The sequence below is a fragment of the Caldithrix abyssi DSM 13497 genome (genome assembly GCF_001886815.1).
GTDB classification, from domain to species: domain Bacteria; phylum Calditrichota; class Calditrichia; order Calditrichales; family Calditrichaceae; genus Caldithrix; species Caldithrix abyssi.
This window is the reverse complement of record NZ_CP018099.1, coordinates 1,539,541-1,565,265: the sequence shown is the minus strand read 5'-3', so window position 1 is coordinate 1,565,265 and position 25,725 is coordinate 1,539,541. Positions and strand designations below refer to the sequence as shown.

20 protein-coding genes are annotated in these 25,725 nt (G+C 46.2%); 10 read left to right on the top strand and 10 right to left on the bottom strand.

Features of this window, described 5'->3' with window-relative positions; translation table 11 throughout:
• Positions 1-116: 116 nt before the first annotated feature.
• On the bottom strand, positions 117-1,136 hold the full coding sequence (locus Cabys_RS06250; protein WP_169833695.1) for an FAD:protein FMN transferase: 1,020 nt from the start codon (positions 1,134-1,136) through the stop codon (positions 117-119).
• A gap of 1,212 nt (positions 1,137-2,348) precedes the next feature.
• On the bottom strand, positions 2,349-4,718 hold the full coding sequence (locus Cabys_RS06245; protein WP_006929375.1) for a penicillin acylase family protein: 2,370 nt from the start codon (positions 4,716-4,718) through the stop codon (positions 2,349-2,351).
• 146 nt (positions 4,719-4,864) lie between these two features.
• Here Cabys_RS06245 and Cabys_RS06240 point away from each other — a divergent pair, with 146 nt between their 5' ends.
• From Cabys_RS06240 to Cabys_RS06220, 4 genes are all read left to right on the top strand, one after another.
• Positions 4,865-6,049, top strand: a complete 1,185-nt coding sequence (locus Cabys_RS06240) for a trans-sulfuration enzyme family protein (protein WP_006929373.1) — start codon at positions 4,865-4,867, stop codon at positions 6,047-6,049.
• Between the two features lie 1,027 nt (positions 6,050-7,076).
• A complete protein-coding gene (locus Cabys_RS06230; RefSeq protein ID WP_006929371.1) occupies positions 7,077-7,295 on the top strand; it encodes a type II toxin-antitoxin system HicB family antitoxin in 219 nt (72 codons plus the stop codon).
• Positions 7,288-7,491 (top strand): type II toxin-antitoxin system HicA family toxin, encoded by a 204-nt coding sequence (locus Cabys_RS20710; RefSeq protein ID WP_006929369.1) that lies wholly within the window; start codon positions 7,288-7,290, stop codon positions 7,489-7,491. Before Cabys_RS06230 ends, Cabys_RS20710 begins: the two co-directional genes overlap by 8 nt.
• Positions 7,492-7,586: 95 nt before the next feature.
• Positions 7,587-8,135, top strand: a complete 549-nt coding sequence (locus tag Cabys_RS06220) for a hypothetical protein (protein ID WP_006929367.1) — start codon at positions 7,587-7,589, stop codon at positions 8,133-8,135.
• Positions 8,136-8,506: 371 nt separating this feature from the next.
• Here Cabys_RS06220 and Cabys_RS06215 read toward each other — a convergent pair whose 3' ends face one another.
• Entirely contained in the window at positions 8,507-11,770 is a 3,264-nt protein-coding gene (locus Cabys_RS06215) for a S41 family peptidase (protein WP_006929365.1), read from the bottom strand.
• Between the two features lie 335 nt (positions 11,771-12,105).
• On the opposite strand from Cabys_RS06215, the gene queD reads away from it, so the two are divergent.
• The 4 genes from queD (at position 12,106) to queC (ending at position 14,439) form a co-directional block, all read left to right on the top strand.
• On the top strand, positions 12,106-12,471 hold the full coding sequence (gene queD, locus Cabys_RS06210) for a 6-carboxytetrahydropterin synthase QueD (protein ID WP_006929362.1): 366 nt from the start codon (positions 12,106-12,108) through the stop codon (positions 12,469-12,471).
• 3 nt (positions 12,472-12,474) lie between these two features.
• On the top strand, positions 12,475-13,128 hold the full coding sequence (locus Cabys_RS06205) for a radical SAM protein (protein ID WP_006929359.1): 654 nt from the start codon (positions 12,475-12,477) through the stop codon (positions 13,126-13,128).
• 19 nt (positions 13,129-13,147) lie between these two features.
• A complete protein-coding gene (gene queF, locus Cabys_RS06200) occupies positions 13,148-13,510 on the top strand; it encodes a preQ(1) synthase (protein ID WP_006929357.1) in 363 nt (120 codons plus the stop codon).
• 245 nt (positions 13,511-13,755) lie between these two features.
• A complete protein-coding gene (queC, locus tag Cabys_RS06195; RefSeq protein ID WP_006929353.1) occupies positions 13,756-14,439 on the top strand; it encodes a 7-cyano-7-deazaguanine synthase QueC in 684 nt (227 codons plus the stop codon).
• Positions 14,440-15,073: 634 nt separating this feature from the next.
• Here the strand turns inward: queC and Cabys_RS06190 are convergent.
• Positions 15,074-17,689: a M14 family metallopeptidase gene (locus Cabys_RS06190; RefSeq protein WP_006929352.1), complete on the bottom strand. Its 2,616-nt coding sequence runs from the start codon at positions 17,687-17,689 to the stop codon at positions 15,074-15,076.
• 223 nt (positions 17,690-17,912) lie between these two features.
• Between Cabys_RS06190 and Cabys_RS06185 the strand changes: the two genes are divergently transcribed.
• Together Cabys_RS06185 and Cabys_RS06180 are read left to right on the top strand one after the other, a co-directional pair.
• Positions 17,913-18,389 (top strand): hemerythrin domain-containing protein, encoded by a 477-nt coding sequence (locus Cabys_RS06185; protein WP_006929351.1) that lies wholly within the window; start codon positions 17,913-17,915, stop codon positions 18,387-18,389.
• Between the two features lie 50 nt (positions 18,390-18,439).
• A complete protein-coding gene (locus Cabys_RS06180; protein ID WP_006929350.1) occupies positions 18,440-20,656 on the top strand; it encodes a nitric-oxide reductase large subunit in 2,217 nt (738 codons plus the stop codon).
• Positions 20,657-20,938: 282 nt separating this feature from the next.
• Here the strand turns inward: Cabys_RS06180 and Cabys_RS06175 are convergent, their stop codons facing one another.
• The 6 genes from Cabys_RS06175 to Cabys_RS06155 form a co-directional block, all read right to left on the bottom strand.
• Complete coding sequence (locus Cabys_RS06175) at positions 20,939-21,373, bottom strand: CBS domain-containing protein (RefSeq protein ID WP_006929348.1); 435 nt, start codon at positions 21,371-21,373, stop codon at positions 20,939-20,941.
• Between the two features lie 326 nt (positions 21,374-21,699).
• Positions 21,700-22,779, bottom strand: coding sequence for an LPS export ABC transporter permease LptG (gene lptG / locus Cabys_RS06170; RefSeq protein ID WP_006929347.1), 1,080 nt, complete (start codon positions 22,777-22,779; stop codon positions 21,700-21,702).
• Positions 22,776-22,952, bottom strand: coding sequence for a hypothetical protein (locus Cabys_RS20010; RefSeq protein ID WP_006929346.1), 177 nt, complete (start codon positions 22,950-22,952; stop codon positions 22,776-22,778). Before Cabys_RS20010 ends, lptG begins: the two co-directional genes overlap by 4 nt.
• Positions 22,953-22,993: 41 nt before the next feature.
• The gene (locus Cabys_RS06165) at positions 22,994-24,469 is read right to left on the bottom strand and encodes an LptF/LptG family permease (protein ID WP_006929345.1); all 1,476 of its coding nucleotides are present in this window, start codon (positions 24,467-24,469) and stop codon (positions 22,994-22,996) included.
• 124 nt (positions 24,470-24,593) lie between these two features.
• The gene (locus Cabys_RS06160) at positions 24,594-25,202 is read right to left on the bottom strand and encodes a class I SAM-dependent methyltransferase (protein WP_006929344.1); all 609 of its coding nucleotides are present in this window, start codon (positions 25,200-25,202) and stop codon (positions 24,594-24,596) included.
• Between the two features lie 3 nt (positions 25,203-25,205).
• Positions 25,206-25,724, bottom strand: a complete 519-nt coding sequence (locus Cabys_RS06155) for an ECF transporter S component (protein WP_006929343.1) — start codon at positions 25,722-25,724, stop codon at positions 25,206-25,208.
• Position 25,725 lies beyond the last annotated feature (1 nt).

Below are 25,725 nucleotides of genomic sequence, written 5' to 3'. Positions count from 1 at the left end.
CTGAGCTCTCTGTGGTCGCTTGAAATAGTTTGTTTAATCATTTTCTGCGATGATTGACGTAATCTAAGGGAACACTCCGACGCCCATCTATCTGGAATCGGAATGCCCCACCAAATTCAATTGCCTTGCAAAAGATAGTTTTTCATGCCTTTAGACCAGAGGGCTTTGAGCCCCTTTTCGCCCTCTCGCTTTAAGATCAAGGCCTCCGTTCCCTTTTTACTGTTGATCAACGGCAGCCCTCTTTCATCGCCCATCACCATAATGGCCGTGGCCAGGGCATCGGCGGTCATGCAATCCGGCGCAATTACGGTAACCGATGCCAGTCCGTTGGCAACAGGCCAGCCGGTATGCGGATCCAGTTCGTGGGAATAAATTTTACCCCGGTATTCAAAAAAATTTCGATAATCGCCGCTGGTGGCCACCGCGCAGTTTTCCAGGTTTAAAACGGCCTCCACCATTTGCCCCGGTGGTGCGTTGTACTGCGGTTGATCCACGCCAATACGCCAGGGTCTGTCCCCCTTTTTACCGCTGGCGTAAACTTCGCCGCCGATTTCCACCATAAAATTGGTAAAGCCGTTTTCTTTTAAAAGACGGGAAACCGCATCCACTCCGTATCCTTTGGCAATGGCGCCCAGATCTATTTCAAGATCAGGATTTAATTTACACAATGCCGTATCTCCGCACACTTTCAATTGATGGGCTCCCACTCGTTGTAAAATCCGGGCGATTTGTTGGGAATCTGGCGGTTCAAAGCGAGCTCCCTTGCGACCAAAGCCCCATAAATCGACCAGCGGGCCAACCGTAATATCAAAGGCGCCGTTCGTTTCCCGATATATTTTCAATGCCTTTTGCACCACACGCAAAAATTCAGGCGAAACCTTGAACGGTTCGGTGGAGCGCCAGCGATTAAAGCGGGAAATTTCGCTTTGCGGCTGGTAAGTGGACATCTGCCGATTAATATCATTTAGCAGAGAATCCACCGCGCTCTGCAATTCTTTTTCAGAAATGCTGGCGTTAACATCGTCGATCAGCTTGATGTGGTAAACCGTGCCCATGGTGCGCCCTTCTAACTGAATCAGGGAGTTTTGCCGACAAGCAGATATCAAAAGTAAGAAAACGATAATGTTAACAGACAAGAAGTTTCTAATTCGCAATTTCATCTTATCATTCCTCTTATTTATGAATAACAAGGCTTTTTTCCTTTTTCGCGTAGATATTAAAATAACAAACAATAAATAACAAATAATAAATGGTCCGTTCATCTGCGCGTAAAGAAAAACCAGCGGCGGCTGCCAGACGGGACGTACCGAAACCGCTCCCTGATCGTAGTCGAAGGCTTGCCCTGAGCGGAACCGAAGGGAGCGCAGTCGAAGGGAAGTTCCTTAATAATCAACGGTTGCTTCGGCTTCGCTCAGCAACCGTACTCCAGCTCCCTGAATGGAGTCGAAGGGAACGCAGTCAATGGAAGTTCCTTAACAATCACGGTTGCTTCGGCTACGCTCAGCAACCGTACTCCAGCTCCCTGAGCGGAGTCGAAGGGAGCGCAGTCAATGGAAGTTCCTTAACAATCACGGTTGCTTCGGCTACGCTCAGCAACCGTACTCCAGCTCCCTGAGCGGAGTCGAAGGGAGCGCAGTCGAAGGGAAGTTCCTTAATAATCAACGGTTGCTTCGGCTACGCTCAGCAACCGTACTCTCGCTCCCTGAGCGGAGTCGAAGGGAGCGCAGTCGAAGGGAAGTTCCTTAACAATCAACGGTTGCTTCGGCTTCGCTCAGCAACCGTTCACGCGCTCCCTGAGCGAAGTCGAAGGGAGCGCAGTCGAAGGGAAGTTCCTTAACAATCAACGGTTGCTTCGGCTACGCTCAGCAACCGTACTCTCGCTCCCTGAGCGGAGTCGAAGGGAGCGCAGTCGAAGGGAAGTTCCTTAACAATCAACGGTTGCTTCGGCTTCGCTCAGCAACCGTTCACGCGCTCCCTGAGCGGAGTCGAAGGGAGCGCAGTCGAAGGGAAGTTCCTTAACAATCAACGGTTGCTTCGGCTTCGCTCAGCAACCGTACTCCAGCTCCCTGAGCGGAGTCGAAGGGAGCGCAGTCGAAGGGAAGTTCCTTAACAATCACGGTTGCTTCGGCTTCGCTCAGCAACCGTACTCTCGCTCCCTGAAGGGAAAGAATTCTTCACTCCGTCCCGATTTCTCGAGACTGAAGCTGGCGCTCCGTTTAGAATGACAGGTCGGTGACCATTCAACCATTCAACCATTCAACTAACCAACTATTCTACCACTACTACGGCCGCGCCAAAATTTTCGCCTGTTAAAGCGGTAAATCTTTCAAAGGTCGTATTCTAAACGCTCACTCCCTGTCTGTCATCGGCGTCAGTTTTAATGTAAGCTTTGCGCGTTGTTTTATTTTTTCCGGTGAAATAGGCACTATCCAGCGTTTGCCGCTTTTCCAGTATTCGAAAAAGTTAAAAAAGTAGGGGCTAAGCGGATTACCGGAAATGCCGGCCGGCAGGACAAAGCTGGCCTGATCCGGATCGCTAAAATCAATGACAAAGCGCCAGCTTGGCCCCACAATCGCTTTAAAATGTCCGGGATTTTGTTTGTCCTCCCAAAAAAAAGCGGCGTTCAACGTGGCCTCGCTACCACCCCATGGTATGGGGCCATATTTAAGATTCAGCACATTACTTAACAGCGGAACGCGCGCAAAGGGATGGGCCATGGTTAAGGTCAAAAACTCGCCCCACGGGCGATCCTGCCACTGCTCAAGGGTTGTTTGTAAGGCACGGTTGGTAATCTCTTCCCTGCTTTCGATCTTATCTTTGGTTCGTAAATCGTCGAAATAATCGTCCGGGCCCTGCAAATAAATTTGCTCGAAGCGGTCGTCGAATAAAAACTTCAACTGCTCTCCCAGCTCGTCTTCCAGCATATATTTTTTAAGATTTTGCAAAAAGAGCATGACCAGCGCCGCCTCGCGGGAATCGGATTCCATGGAGCCGTCCCACTTTTTCAGGCGATCGGCCAGGGCGTAGCGTCCATTTTGCCTGAGCACGCCGAGCAGAATTTTTTGCCAGCGCTGGTGGTAACGATCCACACGATCCATTTGAAAGTTCTGCATGTCTTGAACACTGAATTTACGATTCTGAGACAATAATTCGGAAATGCGTAAAATGCGATCCGCGGCAAATTTGCCCATCAAAGGATAATCCAGGTTGGCGTCGTCCTGTTTATTGTTGCAGGTTGCCAGCCAGCCCCGCTGCGGATTTAAGCTGTGCGGCGTTTTTTCCAGCGGTTGAAAGCCCTGCCATTTTAAAGAATCGATCCAGCCGGGAACGGGTAATTTGGTTGATTTAAAAGGACGAATGGGAATGGGCGTGCCCAGCTGGTAGCCAATATTGCCCCTGATGTCGGCATAGGTCCAGTTGGCGTCCAGCGCGCCAAAACTGGTAACCGCTCGCCGAAAATCTTCAAAATTATCCAATTTAGCCAGGCGGAAGGCGGCCTGAACGCTTTTGGCCAGATTTACATCAAAGCCCGCCCAGTGCAAGGCATAATCCGCTTTCATGGAATCCGCTGTCCAGATAACGGGACCGTTTTCGGTCTGCTTGTAGCGCAGAATGTACGGCTCGTCTTCTCCGCTGATGTAAATGGTATCCACCAGGGTCTGACATCGATACCACTTATGTCCGTTAAAGTACAGGGTGCTGTCCTGCGGATGGCGCTTTTCCTGATAAATTTCGCTGACGTCAATGCCGCCCACGGTAAACGCCCAGGCCGCCTTTCCATTGTGGCCCATGATGGTAAAGGGCAGCCCAGGCGTACTGATGCCCAGCACATGCAGATTGGCGGCGTTTACATGCAACCCGCACAAATACCAGAACTGCGGCAGCCGACGCGTTTCCAGGTGCGGATCGCTGGCCAGCATGGCAAAGCCGCTTGCGCTTTTTTGCGGAGCGACCACCCACGAATTGGAAGAGTGCGCCATGTGGTAAGGTAATAAATCTTCAGAAAAATACCGCTTAAACAACCATGTTTGCAGTGAAAATTGGTTTTGCTGCGGCACCGTAAAAGGCGCCCACACGGGATACGGTTTTTCAAAATCTTTCGCTTTTTCCCTTCCCAGGCGTTCGGCGATCTGCAAGAACCGGGTATCGGATGATTGCAAATAATTGGCAAACCAGGTCTGAAAGCTGAGCACGCTCATCAGTTCTTCCATGGTGTAGGGTTTAAACTCCTTGCGTAAAAGCAGGTACTCAAAAGGCAGGGCGTCGGTATGTTTAACCCAGTAGGCAATGCCTTTTAAATAAGCCTGCAAGCGTTCCCGATCCTGCGAATCCAATTGCGCAACAAACTTTTTAGCCAGCCGGTAGTGGCCCAACATGCGCTGGTACCGATCGATATACAAAGTGGAAGGCCCTAACAGTTCGCTTAGCCGACCGGTGGCCACGCGGCGCGTTAAGTCGATCTGAAACAGACGATCTGCGGCATGCAGGTAACCCAGCGCAAAATAGGCGTCCGTTTCGCTGCGGGCTACAACTTGCGGAATTCCCATGCTGTCCCGATAAACGGTTACGGATTCTTTTAACAGCGGAATTTGGACTTCGCCCTCTAAAACGGGCAGGGAACTTTTAAAAGTAGCGTAGCCCCAAAAAGATGCCACAACGACCAACAGCGCCACAACCACAAAAATGACCAGCATTAGTTGAAGTATTTTTCGCCTCATCAAAACGCCTCCTTTGTTTTGGGCAATTTAAAAATAATCTGCCTATTAAAGCCACTTTTTGTGATAATAGTTGATCAATTAGATTTTGTTAAAAAAAATAATTGCTTAAATTACAGCGTTAAAAAAAAAATTGGAGGTTTATAAGGATGTCGATGGATAAAAATTATTCGGACGCGACCAAGAGTGTGCACGCGGGAATGATGGAAAACGAACACCTTGCTGTTGTTCCGCCCATTTACCAAACATCAACGTTTAAATTTAGAGATGCCGACCACGGCGCGGCTTTATTTGCCGGCCAGGAAGAAGGCTTTATATACACGCGTATGGGCAACCCCACTATTCAGGGGCTGGAGAACGCCGTGGCCCAGTTAGAAAACGGACATAAAGGATTGGCCTGCGGCAGCGGCATGGCCGCCATCCAGACTGTGTTTAGCGCTTATTTAAAACAGGGCGATCACGTGGTGTGTTCCGAAGCGGTTTACGGACCGACCACTACCCTTCTGGAACAAATCTTTGCCAAATTTGGCGTTGAAACCACTTTTGTGGACACCTCGAACTTGCAGTCCATCGAGCGGGCCATAAAACCGCAAACCAGAATTGTTTACGTGGAAACGCCAGGCAACCCGACTTTGTGCATTACCGATATCAAAGGCGCTGCGGAACTCGCGCATCAAAACGGCGCCTTGCTGGTGGTGGACAACACCTTTTCCAGCCCTGTTTTGCAAAAGCCGTTTCTATTGGGGGCGGACATTGTTGTTCACAGCATGACCAAATTTTTAAACGGACACGCCGACGTGGTGGCCGGCATGATTGTCACCAAAAACGAAGAACAGTTTAAATTGTTGCGCAAAACACTCAATCTGCTCGGCGGGGTCATCGGGCCGATGAACGCCTTTCTGGTGCATCGCGGCATTAAATCATTGGCCATGCGCATGGAACGCCACTGCGCCAATGCGCAAAAGATTGCCGAATTTCTGGAGAAACATCCCAAGGTCAAACAGGTTGTTTACCCCGGTCTGCCCTCGCATCCGCAGCACGAACTGGCCAAAAGACAGATGAGCGGTTTTGGCGGCATGATCAGCTTTGAAGTGCAGGGCGGCATCGAAGGCGGCAAGGCGCTGATGAACAATGTAAAACTGTGCCAGCTGGCGGTCAGTCTGGGCGGGGTTGAAACGCTGATTCAACATCCGGCTTCTATGACGCACGCCATCATGCCCAGAGAAGCGCGCCTCAAAGCGCACATTACCGACGGGCTGGTTCGTCTTTCCGTTGGCGTGGAAGACGCGGATGAATTAATTGCGGATTTAGATCAGGCGTTGAATACGATTTGACAGTAAAAGAGTTGAGTAGAAAAATAGGCTGTCGAGCAGGCTGGAAGACCTGTCTGGCGTGTGACAGTGATCGGATGACGGATTGAGCCATGGTTACGCGCGGCCCAATGTAACAATACCCTGTGCGGTAAATGAACCAAAAGGGTAAAAACGGGCCGCCGAAGCCTGCCGAAATCCACCAATTTTGTAATATCCATTCCGCCTTTTTTATTAAGAATGTTAAGTTTTGAATGTTGAATGATTTTAAGCCATCAAATTTCTGTGTTTTGGGAGAAGATTCCTCCTGTACTGATTTGATTAGAATACTTCCTCTGGAAGATCAATCCCGCCCGGGCGGGATTTGAAAATTTTTGTGCTGCTGGATTGGTTGAATAGTTGATTAGTTGAATGGTTGAATGTTCGCCGGGCTGCCATTCTTTTTCTCGCCTTTGCAAGAAACTAGCCAGCGAATAAATCACTTACATCGTTGGAAATAACCCCTAACGCTCAACTTCCCACTCTCCTAGCCTCTTTGGAAAGGGGGTGAGGGCAATTGAAACTATTTTTAATTCAAAATAGTTCTTTCGCCTTTGTGACTTATCTGGGCTATCTGTGGTCGCTTAAAATAATTTGTTTAATCATTTTCTGCGATGATTGGCGTAATCTGCAAGAAAATTACTTTGCGCGCGTTGCGGTTGATTTTGGTTGCGGCCACACTGCCTTGAACAAAGCAATATCATAAACAAAAAAACAAAATTTCAATTATTTTTTGATTTTTGAATATTGATTTCATAATCTTTTGAAAGACCGGTTTAAAATTTTGATTTGTTCTTTTTCATTTGTAAAATAGAAAAGAAATAAGCGTCGCTGGGCTGGTTTGTCAGTTTTTAATATCATGTTTTTTTTTCAACCAGCGGCTTTCTGTCGGCGTGATTTTTGCAGGTTGTTTAAATTTTGAAATGGTTGCCTGATAAGCTACCACGGCAAATTGATCAAAGCTGGTTGAGTTAATTGTCAGCCGTAAAAATTGAGTACAGGAGGTGTCAGCATGAAAGTTAATGTAATAATTGAAAAAGATAAATATGGATATTACGCATATTGCCCGGAATTGAAGGGCTGTCACAGTCAAGGAGATTCTTTAGAGGAGGTACTGAAAAATATAAAAGAGGCCATACACCTTTATTTAGAAACATTATCACCCCTGGAAAGGGAGGAATATTTAAGCAAAGAAATACTAACGACTTCTCTGGAGGTTAGCATTGCCTAAACTGCCAAGATTAACGTCTGAGGAGGCAGAAAAACTGCTGCTTAAATCTGGCTTTCAACATATTAGAAGCAGAGGCAGTCATAGGATATATCAGAAAGGTAGAGAAAGATTTGTTTTGCCATTCCATAAAGGGAAAACTCTTCATCCGAAAATCATAAAATCACTTTTTGAGCTTATCGAAGATGAAAGCAGCTAAAATGGTGTTCAACCTGTCTGCTATTCTGCTGGCATTCCGTAGCTCAAAGTGAACTTTTATCGTTATTTGAAAATTAACTAATTTATTAAGTTAAGATGACAGAATCAGAATTTCTAAAAATCATAAAGGAAGAAATTGAAAAGAATTTAGATTCTAAGAAATATAAAGTAAAAACTAATGAAAATCTGCTTTATAAGGTAACTGTAAATGAAAATTTTCAGTATGAGCCAAGTAACCCTTCTACCCCACGACGCGGCTATTACTCTTTTCAAACAGATATATTAATTACTCAACAAACAAATGATTTACCTCTGGTAGTTATTGAAATAAAATATAGAGGATTTACAACGCATGATATTTTAACTTATTCAACAAAGGCTCAAAAACATAAAGAAGTATTCCCATTTATAAGATATGGTTTATTAGTTGGCGGAACAGAAAAAATCACAAATAAATTTTTTATTCACAACGTTGGTTTTGACTTTGCTTTTGCTCAAAATGAGCCAAAAATCAACTCAAGTGGAACTGAACTTATTGAAATCATAAAATGTCAAATTGAAAATGCTGAGATGATTCTGGATGTATTTATTAACAAGAATCAGACAAAAAGTTTTAATACAAAAGTAATCATTGAAAAGATATAAGCATAATAAAATTCTGACACATAAAAAATATCTTTTACAACAGACACTCTTTAATAAATAGCCGAAGATTCAACTTTTAACTTAGCCTCAAACTGTCTCGGCGTATCATAATCTCAGATCAGGTGTTAACAACCCCAGATTACTTTCTGCATTAAACTTAGCACATCCCTGTCGGTGGATTTTTTTATAAAATTAAGCGGTAAGATGTTAACAAAATGATTCTTTCTGTCAGAAAATCACACGCCAACTTGCTTTGCCAATATTTTATTTCTGCATTAAGTTAGAAAATTTAAAAATACCGCCTTCAACCAGAGCCATTATAAGGATTGTAGTAAAAGTAAAAAAGCCCGGTTCAGGCCGGGCTTTTGTAGTTAATTCAATTTTTGTCTGGGAAATGGTTCGTGTTTGGGCCAGGGGCGTGGTTCTTCTTTAATTTTTTTCATCAGGTAGTCAACCGCTTTCATGAGCTGGGCATCGTAACCTTTGTGCATTTGCACGGGATCATTGTCAATTTCAAACCCCGGGTCTGGCGCAACGCCTTCATTTTCGACCACCCATTTTCCATCGGTGTCGTAAATTCTGTAATCCGGAGCGGACAAACCTCCGCCATCCACCAGAGAAGCCCACATAGAAACGCCAACCAGCCCGCCCCAGCTGCGCGTGCCGATTACCGGCCCCATGCCTTTTTTACGGAATAAAAAGGGCAATAAATCGCCCCCCGACCCGGCCTGGCGATTGGTCAGACAGGCCAGATGGGCGTTGTTGCCCATCCAGGGCGTAAAATAATCGTGCGAATAACGGCGCGTCCAGTAGGCCAGCGGTTTTTTGTTCAAACGCTGCAAAAAGATATCCGGATCCAGACCGCCGCCGTTGTAACGGCCGTCAATAATTAACGCTTTTTTACGCGTTTGCGAATAGTAATATTTGGGGAAGATGCGCGCCGATCCATTGTAGGTATCCGGCAGATGCAAATATCCGATCTGTCCGTTGGAAAGTTTTTCCACCAGCAGGCGATTATGTTCCACCCAGTCCAGATAGCGCAAAGCATACTCGTTGCCCACCGGTTTGACCATCACTTTTCTGGCGCCTTTTAAAGTCGGCTGGTCATTGACCCACAGTGTAACCTGCTTATTGGCCAGATCGATGAAATAGCTGTAGATATTACGGTCGGCGGTGACCAATTGCTGATTGACCTTCAACAAATAGTCGCCTTCTTTAACCTCTTTTCCCGGCCCGAAAAGCGGCGGAACAAATTGACCGCGCCAGTCAGGCACGCGATAGATCTTTTTAAAGCGATACAGATTGTGTTTGCCGTCCACTTCGTAATCGGCGCCCAACAATCCCACATTGACGCGTTGGGCCTTGCGCTGAACGTCGCCGCCAAACACATAGGTGTGCGATGTTCCCAGCTCGCCGATCATTTCGCCGATCACGAAACGAATGTCCTGACGGCAGACCGAACGCCGCACCATGGGCAAATACCGGTCGTAAATCTTCGCCCAGTCCAGGCCGTTCATACCGGGTTCGTAATAAAAATCGCGTTCCATGCGCCAGGCTTCGCGATAGATCTGCTGCCACTCGGCCAGCGGCTCGTACCACATCTTTAGATCGGAGAGATTTAACCATTCGCCTTCCGCCTCTTTAGCCGAAGCCGGAACCAGCCCCACTTTTTTACCCTGTTTAAAGATAATGGTCGATCCGTCAGCAGAAAGCTGGTAGCCATCCACTTTTTTGACGACCGGCCGTTCTTCATTTTTTTCAAAATCGAAGGCGTACAAATCCATGGGCCAGTGTTTGCGAAATTCAAAACGATTGAAATCGCCCTCTTCCTTATTCAGGTAAAAAAGCGCTTCATCATTTACTGCCAAATAACGGTAATTGCCGCGCTTTACCGGCAAAGCCTCTATGCGCTGCTGCAGACCGTCAAAATCGATGCGCACCGTTACGCTGCCTTTTTCCTTTTTTTGGCCTTGCCGGTCAGGCTCCAGGTGCTCGTCGCTTTTGAGAGGAAAGAGCGCCGGGCCGTCTTTGCGCAGAGTGTAAGCGTAAATGCCGGCCAGCTTCTTGTAAACCATCTCCCACTCAAAATCGCAGTAGGTAGGATCAAACCGCCGATTGGAAATAAAAAAGAGATGCTCGCCGTCTCTGGAAAAAACCGGATGAAAATCATTGAACAATCCCTCGCTTACGCAACGCGTTTTGCCTTCTTGCAGGTCGTAGATGTAAATCTTGTTCACCAGGGTAGAATCCATTTTGGAATAAGCGATAAACCTTCCATCCGGCGACCAGTTAAAATCATAGATCGGCTTCAGGTCAAGACTGACGTCCACATTTTCAAATTCTGCTTTGTCCACTTTGATCAGCTTTTTCTTGCGAAGATCAAAGACGTAAAGCGTTAAGGTTTGATCGGTAAATGCCAGTTTTTTACTATCCGGCGACCAGCGGATGGTGTGTCGATACCCGTTTTTAAAATGGGTCAATTGTTGCGGCGTGGATTCGCCAAACGGGTCCATTACATAAAGCTGGTACTCGCCGTCGGCATCAGAAAAATAGGCGATCCATTTACCGTCGGGCGACCAAACGGCATCCTTTTCGCGGCTTCCGCTGCTATTGGTCAGGTTGCGCGTGGGGCCTTCTTTAGCCGGAACGGTAAAAATTTCCCCGCGCGCCACCAGCAAAGCGCGTTTGCCGTTGGGCGCAATGGCAATTTGCGTCACCGCTTCATCCACCTTTTTGAGGTAAGGGCGAATTTCCGGCGCGTCGGTATGAATGACGATGTCTATTTTTTTCGGTTGAGGATTTTTAACATCAACATAATAAAGATAGCCGCCCAGCTCGTAAACAATGCGTTGGGGGCCAGCGCTTGGAAAGCGCACGTCATAATCCTTATGGCGCGTAATTTGCCGCACTTTTTTTGTTTCCACATCGAGGGCGTAAATATTCAGCACGCCGTCTCGATCTGAACTAAAGTAAATTTCGTTGCCAATCCACATGGGCAAACGATCCGTACCCGGAAAATCGGTGATCTTTTCATCCTTCATCTGTTCAAAATCGAAAATGTAAAGGTCCTGCGCCGTACCGCCGAAATAACGCTTCCAGGTGCGGAATTCACGACTCAACCGATTGTAGGCGATCTTCTGGCCATCGGGGCTAAAACTGCCCTGGGCGGCTTCGTGCATGATCAGCGTCTCAAGACCGCTGCCATCGGGCTTGATCATAAACAGCCGCGAAAAGCGCTGGTAGCTTAAACGATTGGAGCGAAAGATAATCTTGTTTTTGGTGGGATGCCAGCCTACCACCAGATCGCCGCCCGGATGGAAGGTTACGCGACGAATCTGGCTTCCGTCGGCGTTCATCACGTACACGTCGCTATTGCCATCGTACTCGCCCGTAAAGGCGATCATGGAACCATCCGGTGAAAATTTGGGGAAGGTTTCCTCGCCATCGTGCATGGTTAAGCGGATGGCCTGACCGTCGTTAATATTCGCCTTCCAGATATCGCCGCCGGCTACAAAGACCACCCAGTCTCCGTAAATATCCGGGTAGTGTAGAATGGGCGTTAGTTTCTGCTTTTGAGCAAACACGTTGCAGTGGATTAAAAAAAGCAAGAGTGAAAACAAAACAACTCGACGCATGATTTACTCCTTTTTTTCGAAATTTCCTTTCCGGATTCGTCGATAATTTCGCTTTATTGCCAATAAAAAGCAATGATAATTTTTTAGGTGCAGGACATCGCAGCACGGTCATTTAAACAAATTTGTGGTAATTAACCAGAACGAACGGACTCTTCGGTCGGGCACACGATCCCTCTTTCTTTTCTTTGCAAAATCTGCCTGCTTATTTTACACCAAAAGGCCTTTTTGCTCTTTGTTATGATTTTCTTTAAATTTCAGTGTTTAAGTAATGGTGTTTGTAACTTTAACAAAAGTAAAAAGTCTAACTCGATTTTATTTAAGAATGAGAGGTAAACATGTACCAATTATCCATAGATTTAATGTTTTCGGCTTCGCATCATTTACGCGGTTACGAAGGGCCCTGTCAACGCATTCACGGCCATAACTGGAAGGTGCAGGTGGTGGTCAAAAGCAAACGGGTTGACTCAATTGGAATGGTTATTGACTTTAAAGATTTAAGCGATCTGGCCTGGCAGGTGGTGGGAAAATTTGATCACCAGATGGTAAACGATATTGCCCCCTTCGATCAGATCAACCCCACGGCCGAAAATCTGTCCAGATACTTTTTTAAAGAGATTGCCAGGCTTTTGCCAGACGGCGTTGAGATGCAGGCCATTCGCCTGTGGGAGACGCCTAAATACATGATCGAGTACACGGAATGAACCATGGCCGGCAAAGACGTTCTTAAGATCAATGAGATTTTTTACAGCATTCAGGGCGAATCGACCTACGCCGGGCTGCCCTGTGTTTTTGTACGCCTGACCTATTGCAATTTGCGCTGCACCTATTGCGACACGGAGTACGCCTTTTACGAAGGGCAGGAAATGGGCCTGGATGAAATCATCGCCCGGATTAAAACGTACCAGTGTAACCTGGTGGAAATAACAGGCGGGGAACCGCTCATCCAGCCGGCGGTTTATCCTTTAATGGAAAGATTGCTGGATAACGGTTTTGAAGTGCTGTTAGAAACGGGCGGGCACATGGATGTTAGCAAAGTCGATCAACGCGTAAAACGTATTATGGATGTCAAATGTCCTTCCAGCGGCGAGGCCGAAAAGACGCACTGGCCCAATATGGAACTCTTAAAAAACGACGACCAGGTCAAGTTTGTGATTGGCGATCGAAAGGATTTTGATTACGCACTTGAAGTACTGGAAAAATACAATTTGCTAAACCGCTGTCCCGTGCTCTTTTCCCCTGTTTTCGGCAGGCTGGAAAATGGGCAGCTGGCAGAATGGATTCTTGCAACTCAAAAACCGATCCGCATGCAGCTTCAGTTGCACAAGTACATCTGGAAGCCGGATCAACGAGGCGTTTAATTTTAAATGAGGAGTCGATATGGCACAAATCGAAGTTTTCGAAAATAAATATCCTGACCGGGATTACTACATTACGCATGTCAACGAAGAATTTACATCGGTATGCCCCAAAACAGGTTTGCCCGACTTTGGCACCATCACCATCAATTACATTCCGGATAAGTTGTGTCTGGAGTTGAAATCGCTTAAATACTATTTTCTGGATTTCCGCAACAAGGGCATCTTTTACGAATCGGTGATCAATCAGATTCTTGACGAATTGGTCGAAGCCTGTAAGCCTCGTTTTATGGAGGTTCGCGGCGATTTTACCACGCGGGGCGGCATGCACACAACGGTTGTGGCGGTGTACGATCCGCAAAAACGCGGCGGTTTTCAAAAATAATTACGAATTAAGAATTTAAAATTACGAATGAAGGATGGGGAGCATCAAAGGTTTAATTTTGTCATTCATAATTTGTCCTGAAAGATGATCTGATTGTACGGAGAAATTCGTCATTCGTGGCGCAAGACATTCCGCCTCGATAGGATAATTCGGCATTCATAATTCATAATACGTAATTCGTAATTTTTAATTCGTAATTCTTAATCGTCCCAATCATTGGCAGCTTTTAAAGAGGAGATTGAGCAATGAAAGATAAAGCGGTCGTTCTGGTTTCCGGCGGATTAGACAGTTGCGTGACGGCGGCCATTGCCGCTGAAAAATACGAACCTGCTTTTTTGCACCTTAACTATGGTCAGCGCACGGAAAAACGCGAGCTCAAGGCCTTTAACGATATCGCAGATTACTATTCGGTTACGCAACGTCTGGTGGTTGATGTAAGCTATTTAAAGCAGATTGGCGGTTCCAGCCTGACCGATGAGCGCATCGAGGTGAGCAAAGCCGATTTACAGTATCAGGGTGTTCCTACTAGCTACGTGCCGTTTCGCAACGCCAACATTCTGGCCATCGCCACCAGCTGGGCAGAAGTCATCGGCGCCACGCGTATTTTCATCGGCGCTGTGGAAGAGGACTCTTCGGGCTATCCCGATTGCCGCGAAGAATTTTACGCAGCGTTTAATAAAGTAATTGAACTGGGCACTCGACCGGAAACACATATCGTAATAGAAACACCGATTATTCATTTAAAAAAATGGCAAATCGTAAAAAAAGGATTGGAACTCAGCGCGCCGCTGGACAAAACTTGGTCGTGCTACCAGTCCGAAGATGAGGCCTGCGGCGTTTGCGACAGTTGCGCCCTGCGGTTGCGCGGCTTTCAAATGGCCGGGGTTGATGACCCCATTCCTTACCGAACACGACCAAATTATTTGTAAACTCAAGGGGAACGTCCTTAGCAAGCAGAGTGCAAATCACAAACACCATGAAAGGCTTATGGCGGCCAACGGTGCAGACAATGAAAAGATTGATTATTTTGCGCGCGTTAAAAAAAATTGTATGCTGCTGGATTGGTTGAATGGTTGAATAGTTGAATAGAAATTTACAAATGCGCAAATATTGAACATCATTGGAGAAAAATTTCCAACGAACAGTTCTTCCCACTCTCCCAGACTCTTTTTCTTGGAAAGGGGGGAAGGCAATTGAAATTATTTTTAATTTTAAACATTCTTTGTGCCTTTTGTGATTTCTCTGCGCGCTGTGCGCTCTGTGGTCGCTTAAAATACTTTGTTTAATCATTTTTTGCGATGATTGGCGTAATCTGCGAGAAAATTAATTTGCGCGAGTTGCGGGTGTTTTTGGTTGCGGCTGTGTGGCCCTGGATATTATTGTCTTTTTGGGGAATTAAATCACCGGTGTCGCGTTTGGGGGATCTCTGCCATGATCCATTTTTGTCTATAAAAAGTTGAAAAGGAGCGCTCTGACAGAGCGCTCCTTTCTCGGCACGGAGTAAACAGCCCGGGGCGCTGCCCCGGGCCTACATTCTCTGCATCAGTGAAACAGACCGCAAAACTATTCCATCAAAAGCGCATTAAACAGCAATTTAAAACTGCCCTGCGTCGATGCTCTGAACTGCGGCTGGAAGCTCAACAAAAACATCTGTCCTTTATTCTTTTTAATCCACACCGCCGCCGCTTTATTGCCTAACAACTTTTCATTCTCAGCGTATCCACTCGTTAAAATCTTTCGTTCAGGAAAAAAGCCAATTACGCGACGGTCCACATCAAAACGGGGAATGGACGTTTTAAAGACGGGGCGTCCGCGAGAAAAAACGCCAATCTCAGAGGGCAATCCGTACGTTAACGGATGGTCGGCCAATACTTTCATCCGCAAAAGAGAGCCGGGAATGTACAATCCCTTTTTTCGTAAATCACCGGCAATATTCTTCACCGGTAATTGAAAGGACTCTTTTTTGTTTTTGCCTTTTTCAATGGTTAATAGTCCCATGAATAATTCTGTTGATCTTCCCCAGGCGATTATTTTACCGCCGCTATCCAGAAATTTTAAAATTTTCTGAAAGCCCTTTTTGCCCATCCCCCGCGCAAATTCCGGCGGCAAACTGCTCATGTAATAATTTTTTCCCGATTTATATTTTCCTTCCATCAAAATATCTTTACTGGCATCGGGGAAAATAATCAAATCAAATTTGGCGCTTAATTTTGTTTTTTCCACTTCACCCGGGCGAATCACTTCAAAATCGATCCCGTACTGATCAAGAACAAAACGCGTCCAGCCGGCATCCATGTCATGAAAATAGGTTTCCATTAATACGATGCGCGGCAGTTTCACTTCGGCAAGCATTTGCGGATTGATTTCGCCCGACGTAAAAAGAGGCGCAACGGTCAGCAGGTTTTCCACGCTTTTCTCCGCCTTGCGATCAAGCACAAAACTGCCTGCCGGTAGGGTTCGATTATTCAATGTAAGGTTTTGCTTCAGGCGAAAGACGCGATGTCCGTTTTTAAGCGCCTGAAAAGCCGCCTTAAAGCTCTCGTTGTTATTTACATTGAAAAGCGCGTATTTAAAAGGCTCTCTACTTTGTGAAAACAGAGAAAACGAAGAATCAACCGCGCTTAGCGCATTTGAATCCAGCGGAACAAAAACATCGATCTGTTTGCAGGCAATACCGCGGTGCAACGGCAACGACCAGCTGGTAATATCATAGGGTTTAATAATTTCACCGCCCGGTGTGTAATGGCGCAGGGGATAAACTTGCGCTTCCAGCACCTCCTTAACAAAAGGCCTGAACGGCTGACTTAAAGGCACGATTATATCTCCGGCCCTGGCCTTAATTTCGCCAAATTCCACATTCCTTGTTAATTGAAAAACCTGGATGTTGTGCTCAATCAACAGGCGCACCAGTCCAACCAGCTCCGAAAGATCGTGTTGCTTGCGTGGAAAAAGAAAATAGTACGGCGCCTCTTCCCTTCCCCGGCGCACCTCTTTTTTACACAGATCATTGCGCATTTTTAGAATTTCGGCGCGGTGCAAAGAAGCCGTTTTTAAGAGGGATAAGGTGGATTCGATCTCGTAGCGCACAATGTCGCTTAAACGCCACCAGCCGCCTTCCCATGGCAGACTCATGTTAATGCTCTTTTTATACTCGGCCAGTCCTTTGCCGTACACGCTTAACTCGGTTGGCTCCACATACACCGGCGTGGCATACTGGCAACTGGCGCACTCAGTTAACAGGCTGATGCAGTTCTTCCAGTTGCTGGTTTCTGTTGAGCCTGGCCAATAATCATCAAACAAATAGTGCTGCGTTACGCCGGCCAGTCCGGCCGCCGTCATATCTTTCACCATGTTCGAACCGAATATCCAGCTCCAGTTCCAGATGGCGGCGTCCACGTTTTCGGCAATCGGGTCGTGCATGGGCGGCACAAAATAACGCGGCCCCGTCGCTCCCATTTGATGTTTTTCTACCACCACCTGCGGCAGCCATGTTTTGTTGTACAGCCGGGCAATGGCCTTTGTGTCTTTTTGCGAAAGGATGACATAATCCCGATTGTTATCGTGCCCTACATATTTATGATAAACGCCGGGTAAGGAAGAACCTTCGTATTTGGTGCCTTTGTAGCGCCAATAATGATGCACAACCATGTCCATCCCATCCGGATTCTGGCTGGGCACCATCATATAAACCACGTTTTTTAAAATCTCCAGCTTCTGCGCATCCTGAGTTGTGGCCAGATCATAAACGATTAACGGCGCTGCCTGCGATGGCCCCACCTCGCCGGAATGCATGGATAACGTTCCCAGAACAAAAACCTTTCCCTCTGCAATGTAAGCGCGCTGCTCTGCTTCTTTTAACCGCCAGTTCAGGGCCAGCTCATGATTGATCTTCCTCAGTTTATCTAAATTGGCAATGTTCTGCGCATCGGAAATGAAAACAACCATAATCGGTTTATCATACGGCGTGCGTCCCACCTCAACCATCTTTATGCGATCTGATACCTGTGCTACTTCTTTCAAATAAGCGATTAATTGCTCGTAATCGAACAATTGACGATCTTCGCCTGGCTGAAAGCCAAAAAAAGAAGCGGGACTGGGAATATCGCCAGAATGGGCATTAATGATTCCCATTTGCAAAAACAGAATAAAAATAAGCATTAAACTTAATCGATTACGCATGATCCCTCCGTTTTAACAATTACACTCCCATTGCATTCTCAATAGAATTACTTATTTACATTAATTTACAATCAGGTTCAATTTTTTTTAAAAAAAATGTCCCTTTTTATGCAAAGGGGCATCTAACAAAATATTTAATTGCTACCTCGTTGTAGCATTTAAGACAGCGGACAGAAATCGGGTGGTTAAAACTCACCCTTTAACACAAATCTCGAGGCTCGTAATGAAACGTCATGCAGCGCTGGAAACATTGTCCTTTGAGCACCACGACGCCCTTGTGATCGCCCTGCGTATTAAAAAGGGGCTTTTAAAAAACGGCGATCTGGAACCAATTGTTGAATACGTTCTATCGATTTACAGGAATCATCTCTTACACCATTTTGAACAGGAAGAGAAAACCCTGGTCATCCTCTTAAATTCCATTCCTCAAATCCAACAAGCACTCCGGCAAATGTTAAGTGAACACCAGCGCTTAGCTGAAATAATCCGTCATTTAGAAAAAAAAGAAGGAAATTTACAGGCGCATTTAAACGAATTTGCAACCCTATTACAACAGCACATTCGTTTTGAAGAACGAACTCTTTTTAAGCTGGCGGAAAAATACCTTACCCAGGAGCAGTTAAAGGTAATCGGAATTTTTCTCCATGATGCGCATAAACCCATTAACAAGAACTGGCAACCAGAATTCTGGAAGGACTAAAAATGTATTTCATTAACTATCAGGTTTAATTTACTAACACAGGAGGATTTATGTCTTTACTTGATCGTTTAATGAGTCGGAAAGGGTTGTACGCCACTTTCTGGTTTTTTGCCATTTTTATGGTCACCGCACTGATCTATTTTACGGCAAATCTGCAGAAAGAAGTTCCCCCCATTCCAAAAGTTGTGGTATCCGAAGCAGGAGAAGTTCTCTATACCTATGATGATGTTATTGAAGGTAAGGGCTACTTTCAGCAGTTCGATTTAATGGACTGGGGTACGCTTTTAGGCATGGGGGCGTACATCGGGCCCGATTTTACGACTGATTTTATGCATAAGCGCGCCGAGAGTCTTTACGACTTTTATGGCTATCAGATGTACGGCAAACGGGGCAAAGATTTAACCAAAATCGAACGGGGCGCGGTAAAAGAACGGGTGAAGCAGGATTTCCATCAAGAGACCGCCTTAAATGAAGAGCGGGTCGTTTACACCACGGCTTCCGCCGAGGCCTACAAGAAAAATGTGGAGTATCTGGTCGATCTGCTGGTAAACGGCGACAGAGAACGCGCTTTTACAGGCGGTGTGATCCGGCCGGATGAGGCGCGTAAAATCGCGGCTTTTATCGACTGGTCCCAGCTGGTTGCCTCTTCGCTAAGGCCAGGCACCGACCGAACCTGGTCCAATGATTGGCCTCCGGAACCGCTGGTCGATCAGGGAAATAGCTGGATTAACAATTACTACTCCCTATGGGAATTTTTGCTTTTATGGACGCTTACCATTCTCGTCATCTTTTTGAGCTACGAATATCTTTTTAAAAAGGACGAGCATGACCAACTCTCTGAACCAATGAAAATAACCAGCATCTTTCCATCTCAGAAAAAACTTCTTAAATACGTTCCCATCGTGGCCGGATTATTTTTAGTGCAGTTAATTATTGGCGGCTATTTATCCCATCTTTACACAGAACCTTCAAAAGATTTTATTATTTCTCAGGAGATATTGCCTTTTAACGTTTTACGATCCATCCATACGCAGCTTGCCATTCTCTGGGTGGCGGTCGGTTGGCTGGTTGGCGGTTTGCTGATTGCTCCGTGGGTGGCCAACAAGGATCATAAATTCCCCTGGCTGGTTGATGTTTTGTGGGCGGCTCTGGTGGTTGTTGCCGTGGGCGGAATCATCGGATTGTACATGGGCGCCACAGGCCAGATGCGCGACGTGTGGTTCTGGTTTGGCAATGAAGGCCGCGAGTTAATCAATCTGGGACGTTTCTGGGACATTGGCCTGGTCGTCGGACTGGTATTCTGGTTTTTACTGGTCATCTCCTTAATCAGAAAAGCGGCCACCAACAATCCACTGGTCAGCACCATCATCTGGTCGGCGTTTGCCATTGCCACCCTGTACATGGCCGGCATGATGCCTCTGCACAAAATCATGCCTAATTTTACGGTTGACGATTACTACCGCTGGTGGGTCATTCACTTATGGGTGGAACTGACATTCGAATTGTTTGCCGCAGGCTCTCTGGCCTTCTTTACCGTCAGCCTGGGCCTGGTGTCGCACAAAGTGGCGGTCAAAACGATGCTCTTCGAACTGGCGCTAATTACCATGAGCGGCACGCTGGGCGTAGGGCACCACTACTGGTGGCAGGGCCTGGATCAGTACTGGATCGCCATTGGCGGCATTTTCTCGGCGCTTGAACCGCTGCCCCTGGCATTATTGATGATCGAGGCCTGGAAGCAACAAAGAGAACTTTCCGCCTCCGAATCGGGTTTTGCCTTTAATACGGTTTTTATGTGGCTGGCCGGCTCTGCGTTCTTAAACTGGATCGGCGCCGGATTTTTAGGCATGGTCATTAATACGCCCACCATCAATTACTATTCCCACGGCACCTATTTGATTATGCCTCACGGACACGTGGCCTTGCTGGGCGCGTTTGGCTATATTTCCCTGGCCTTTATTTACATGACCGCCAGAACCAACTCACTGGCCAATAACCTGGAATGGAACGACACTCTCACCAAATGGGGCTTCTGGTTGTTAACTATTGGCGTCCTGCTCTTTGCCATTCCCACTATTGTGATTGGTTTCCATCAGGCCGAGATTGCCCATGATTTTGGTTATTACTATGCCAGATTAAGAGAAGCTGTGGAGCCGCTAAAAGGCTGGTTGTGGATTCGCATCATACCCGATTCCATGATGATCCTGGGCGGCGCGCTGGTATTATTCGACCTGGTCAAGAAAATGTACTTCAGCAAAAAGATGGCCTGATTTTTTTAAAGAGATTGGGAAACTTTCTTTCCCAATCTCTTTTTTTTTAACAAAACATTTTAGGATACTTCCCTTGAAAGATTCGGTTCTCCCTGACGGGATGCGAAAATTTTTGTGCGGCTTTTTATAAATTTAATGTTTGAATGATTAAGTGGCGTAAGGCCTGGTCAGGCGTTTTACCTGGCAACAAATCGGACTTTTGCTAATACATAATGAAAAGGCGTCATAAACGACGCCTTTCGTTTCCCCCGGCCTCCTCCCAAAAGAGAGTCAGCGGTAAGTTTAATACGTGCCCATAATGTAATTTTCAAGCTGCTCAATGGTAAATTTTTGATCTTCAATAATGGCTTTTACCACATCGCCGATAGAGATTATCCCCACCAATTTTTTGTCTTCATAAACCGGCAGATGTCGAATACGCTTGTTGATCATAATGGCCATGGCTTCTTCCGCCGTGTTGGAAATATCCAGGAACAGCACATGGGTGGTCATAATGTCTTTTACCGGCGTATCCTTTGCGCAGCGGCCTTTAATGTCCAGTTTGCGCGCGCAATCGCGTTCGGAAATAATCCCTTTCACCTGGCCATCCTTCACCACCAGTAAAGCGCCGACATTCTTATCTGCCATTTTTTGTAAGGCTTCAAGAACCGTTGCTTCCGGATCAATCGTGTAAATCTGATGCCCTTTACGCATTAAAATGGTACGCATGGATTTCATATAATTCCTCCCTGTTTTAAAGATACTTTTTTTGTAATATAAGAAGAGAAAATTGCATTTTCTACTTTTCTTTTAAGTTATTTTTTTCTCTAATGTATTGAGGTAGAAGACGGAACGGAGCAGGATATGTAGTTCACACAACAATCCGATGTATTTTTGATTCCGCAAAGCGCAGTTCCAAATCGCTGATCTTAATTCAAAAAACAGCAATATTCTTTGTGGATTCAGATAAGAAATGGTGGATTTTTAATTTACCAGTCCGATCGGGCAAAATCTTTTACAACCACATTAAACCGGTTACGCGCGGATTTTACCGCCCGCCCCGATTACTTACGCACTCTGGCCAGGGCAATGAGGCCGGCTGTTAAAAAGATCAGATTCCCCAGCCAGGCGCCTAAAAGCGGATCCAGCGAACCATTGTGCCCCAGCACCTGCCCTACACGAATGATGATAAAATAGGTAAAACTGATGGCCAGGCTGAGGCCAAAATTGAGTCCCATGCCGCCGCGCCGTTTTCTCGAAGCCAGCGGCGCCCCTAATAAGACCACAATAAAATTGGCAAAAGGCAAAGAAATTTTTAAATGCTTTTCGACAATCCATTTTTTAGGATCGGCGCCAATGGTCTTTAATTCACGAATAAACTTCACCAGCTCCTGATAACTCATCTCCTCTGGCTTTTTCTGCACCAGCGCCAGGTCGTCCGGCACCACAGCCAGACCGGCCAGCACGGTATCCGGACGCTGGATGAGTATTTCTTGCTGATCTTTAAACCTGCGGACCGTAACGTTGATTAACTTCCAGGTTGAATCTCGCCACTGCATGCTTTTGGCGTCGATTCGCTCGACCAATTCCGATCCTTTAAATTTTTTAATGCTCACTTCTACCGCCCGCTTGCTGCTTCCGTTGTAATATTTTGCGCTTAAGGTTTCGTTAGTGGAAATCTGAATATAAACATTAGAACGCGACTGTGCCTGGGGCCGCGGTTTTTTTTCGATCTGGTAGCGCTTGATATCCAACCGCTTTTGATTGGCCTGCGGAACCGTGATCTCATTGAAAAAAAATGAAAATACGCTGATCAGCAACGCAAGAACGATTAATGGCCGTAAAATTCGATAAAGGCTGATGCCCGAGGAAAGCTGAGCCACGATCTCGTTGTTCATGGCCATGGATGAAATGGTAAACAACGTACTCAGCAAAACGGCCACCGGTAAGGTTAAGCTGATGATGTAAGGAATATAGTAAATATAATAGAAAAAAATCTGTGAAAAGGACGCTCCCCGATCCAAAAACTTAGAAATGTTCTCAATCAGATCGACGATCACAAAAATGATGATCCAGGCAAAGATTCCTAAAATCAAATTAATAATAAACTGTTTTATTAAATGTCGATCCAGTGCGTTAATCATTTTTGCGTAGCCTTATTGGGGTGATGGTTGAATAGTTGAATGGTTGAATGGTTGAATAGTTGAATGGTTGAATGGTTGAATGGTTTGCAAAAGGCAGCGTATTCAGCGTCATTAAATTTGAGATCATTATTCTGCGCTCGTTTTTGTTTTATTACTTTTTCTTTTACTTCCATTTTCACTCTAAAAATCTATTTTTTTGGCTAAACGCCTGCTTTTATCCAGAAGTTTCTTTTTGTCTTTTGTCCGTTTTTTTTTGCCAGAATTTCAATTTTCCTATCCAGTAGTCCCACTCAATAAACGAGGTTTCTTTCACGGTTTTCCAGGTCAGATAAATACCGGCCAATCCCACAATGATATTGGCGCCCCACATGGCCCAGAAGGGCGTAATAAGGCCTCGATCGGCCAGGTCTTCGCCGCCGATCAAAAACACCCAGTACAAAAGAAAAAAACCGATGCTCAGGCTGATCCCCACGCCCATGCTACCCTTTCGGGCGCGAATGCCCAGCGGCGCGCCAATCAACACAAACACAATGCTGGCAAAGGGAATGGAAAATTTTTTGTGAATTTCTACCAGATATTTGTTCACCGCCCGCTTTTGCATATCGATGAATTTGGTATTGGTTTTGGCCTGATTATAATAGCGATCGACCACCCGTTTTGCTTTATGATAGGCCGCCTTCCATTTATTTTCGCTGATCCCGGCCCATAAAGAATCGACAGACGTCGCCTGCACGCTGTCGCTTTTTAAAATCAAACGCTGCAAACCAGCTAAATTTTGATCGGTAATGTTGGTGAAGTTTTTCTGGCGTATTTGAATCTGATTTCTAAAATATTCCACTTTGCGCCGCATCATGGACACGGTCATTTCGCGATCGCTGCGATCGGTGTCTTTTCGTTCCTCATACAGAAATTCTTCGGCCGGGATGTACACCACCTGCTTTTCGAACAACGAACGTTCGTACTCGCCGGTTTTTTGTCGATCCATCTTGTGGAATTCGCCGCGAAACAGAGTAAACACAAGGCTCTTTTTTGCCGGTGAGTAGGTCATGTACCCTTCTTCGGCGGTGATGGTAACGTCGGCCTTTGCATCGCTCTGGTCAAAAATGGTAACGTCCACCAGTCGGTCTGTTTCCGGCTTGCCGCGGTATTCCGGCCCCAGTAAATTCGCCAGATCAAGCCATTCGTCGGGTAGCGGCTTTTCAATGCGATTGACCACAATCGTGTACCGATCAACGGTGTAAAAAATACTCGGCTCTAATTGCAACGTGGGCTTTTTTTGTCGGATGGAACGAAACATCAATTTGGCCTGGTGGTTGGATTCCGGCAGAATACGATCATTGAAAAAGATCATGGCCAGCATGAGCACAAAAGCGGCGAACAACGCAGGCCGAATTATCCGGTAAAGACTGATGCCGCTTGATTTTAAAATGGTGATCTCGTTGTCGGAAGACAGACGCCCAAAAGCCATTAACACCGCCACCAACGTGGCCATGGGCACCGCCAGGGCAAACATCCAGGCCAGATTGAAAATAATCAGTTTTATGATAACCCAGGCCGAAAGCCCTTTGCCAAAAATCTGGCCAATGTATTTGACCAGAAAATTCATCAACAAAATAAACATGATCACGCTCAGTGACATGACAAAGGGGCCAATATGTTCTTTAATGATATACCGGTACAGTATCTTCATTATTAAAGTTTCATTTTTTATTCAATCGGGATTAATTTAAGGAAATTGGGGATTCATGCCAAAATATCGTGGAAAAAAGTGCGCTGCAACGCGCGGGTGAAAAAAAGAGGCCGCCAGCGCTCCGCTATTTCCGACCAATAATCAAATAACAATCCTCTTTTTCCAGAAAACCATCAATGGCAAAATTTTCCGAGGCCAACATGGCGGCCACTTCCTCAACCGGCGGCAAATAATGGTCTTCCACCGCCCCGCCTGCCGAACGATGTAGGGCGTTTAATTTGTGATGATCCATCAGGTGCAAAATTACAAACCGTCCGTCCTTTTTTAACGTGCGATACACCTCTTGAAATACATGCAGGGGATCAATAAAGTGCGGCAGCACCTGAAAGGCCACCACGCTATTCATGCTCTTTTCTGCCAGCGGCAAGCGGTGCCCATCGGCCTGCACAAAATAGACCTTATTCAACAGGCCAAATCGTTTTTCCTGCGCCTGATGCAGCATGGCCATAGAAAGATCCATCTCCAAAATCAGGCTCGAACGATCGCTTAACACTTGCGGTAATACTTTGAGCAACACGCCCGTTCCGCAGCCAAGATCCAGTACCAGCCCTTTTAGCGCTCCAATCCTGTGTTTAAAAATCCAGCGCAGGCGTTTCAGTTTTTGTTCATCAAAACTGTAATCCCAGCCAAGCGCCTGATGGTCGAAAAAATGCTGAATTTCGTTGATCGCCATTTTTCACTCCAATCGTAGTTTCCACCGTTCGCGGATCAAACGTACCGTCAACGGTAAAACAACCATTTGCAATGCAATACCCGGCAACCCACTGCTCACCAGAGCCAGAGAAAACAATGGATGACGCCAGCCAAAAAGCGGGGCAATTACCGAAACCAGCGCCAGCAAAAGCAAACGATCGGTTAAAATGGCCAGCAAAAGTGCCGCCCATAAATTCCATTTTAAATGCACATGCAAAAGCGACAGAATCGCATTGACGACCAGTAGTTCAACGATCAGAACGGGCAACACAGGCGGCACCAGCGGGGGCATGCCGGTAAACAGCCATGAAATAAGCGGCGTGATTACAGCCAGCAAAAGGGCAAAACGCCAGCTTAAAATTAAACCGCCCAGCATAACCGGCAAAAACATGGGCAAAAAAATCGCGCCCAGGCCAAACAAATGGAAAATTTGCGGCAGCAGGATGCCTGCCACCGCAAGAAAAGCCGTTAACGGAATTTGACGTAGTTCGCGCTGCAACATC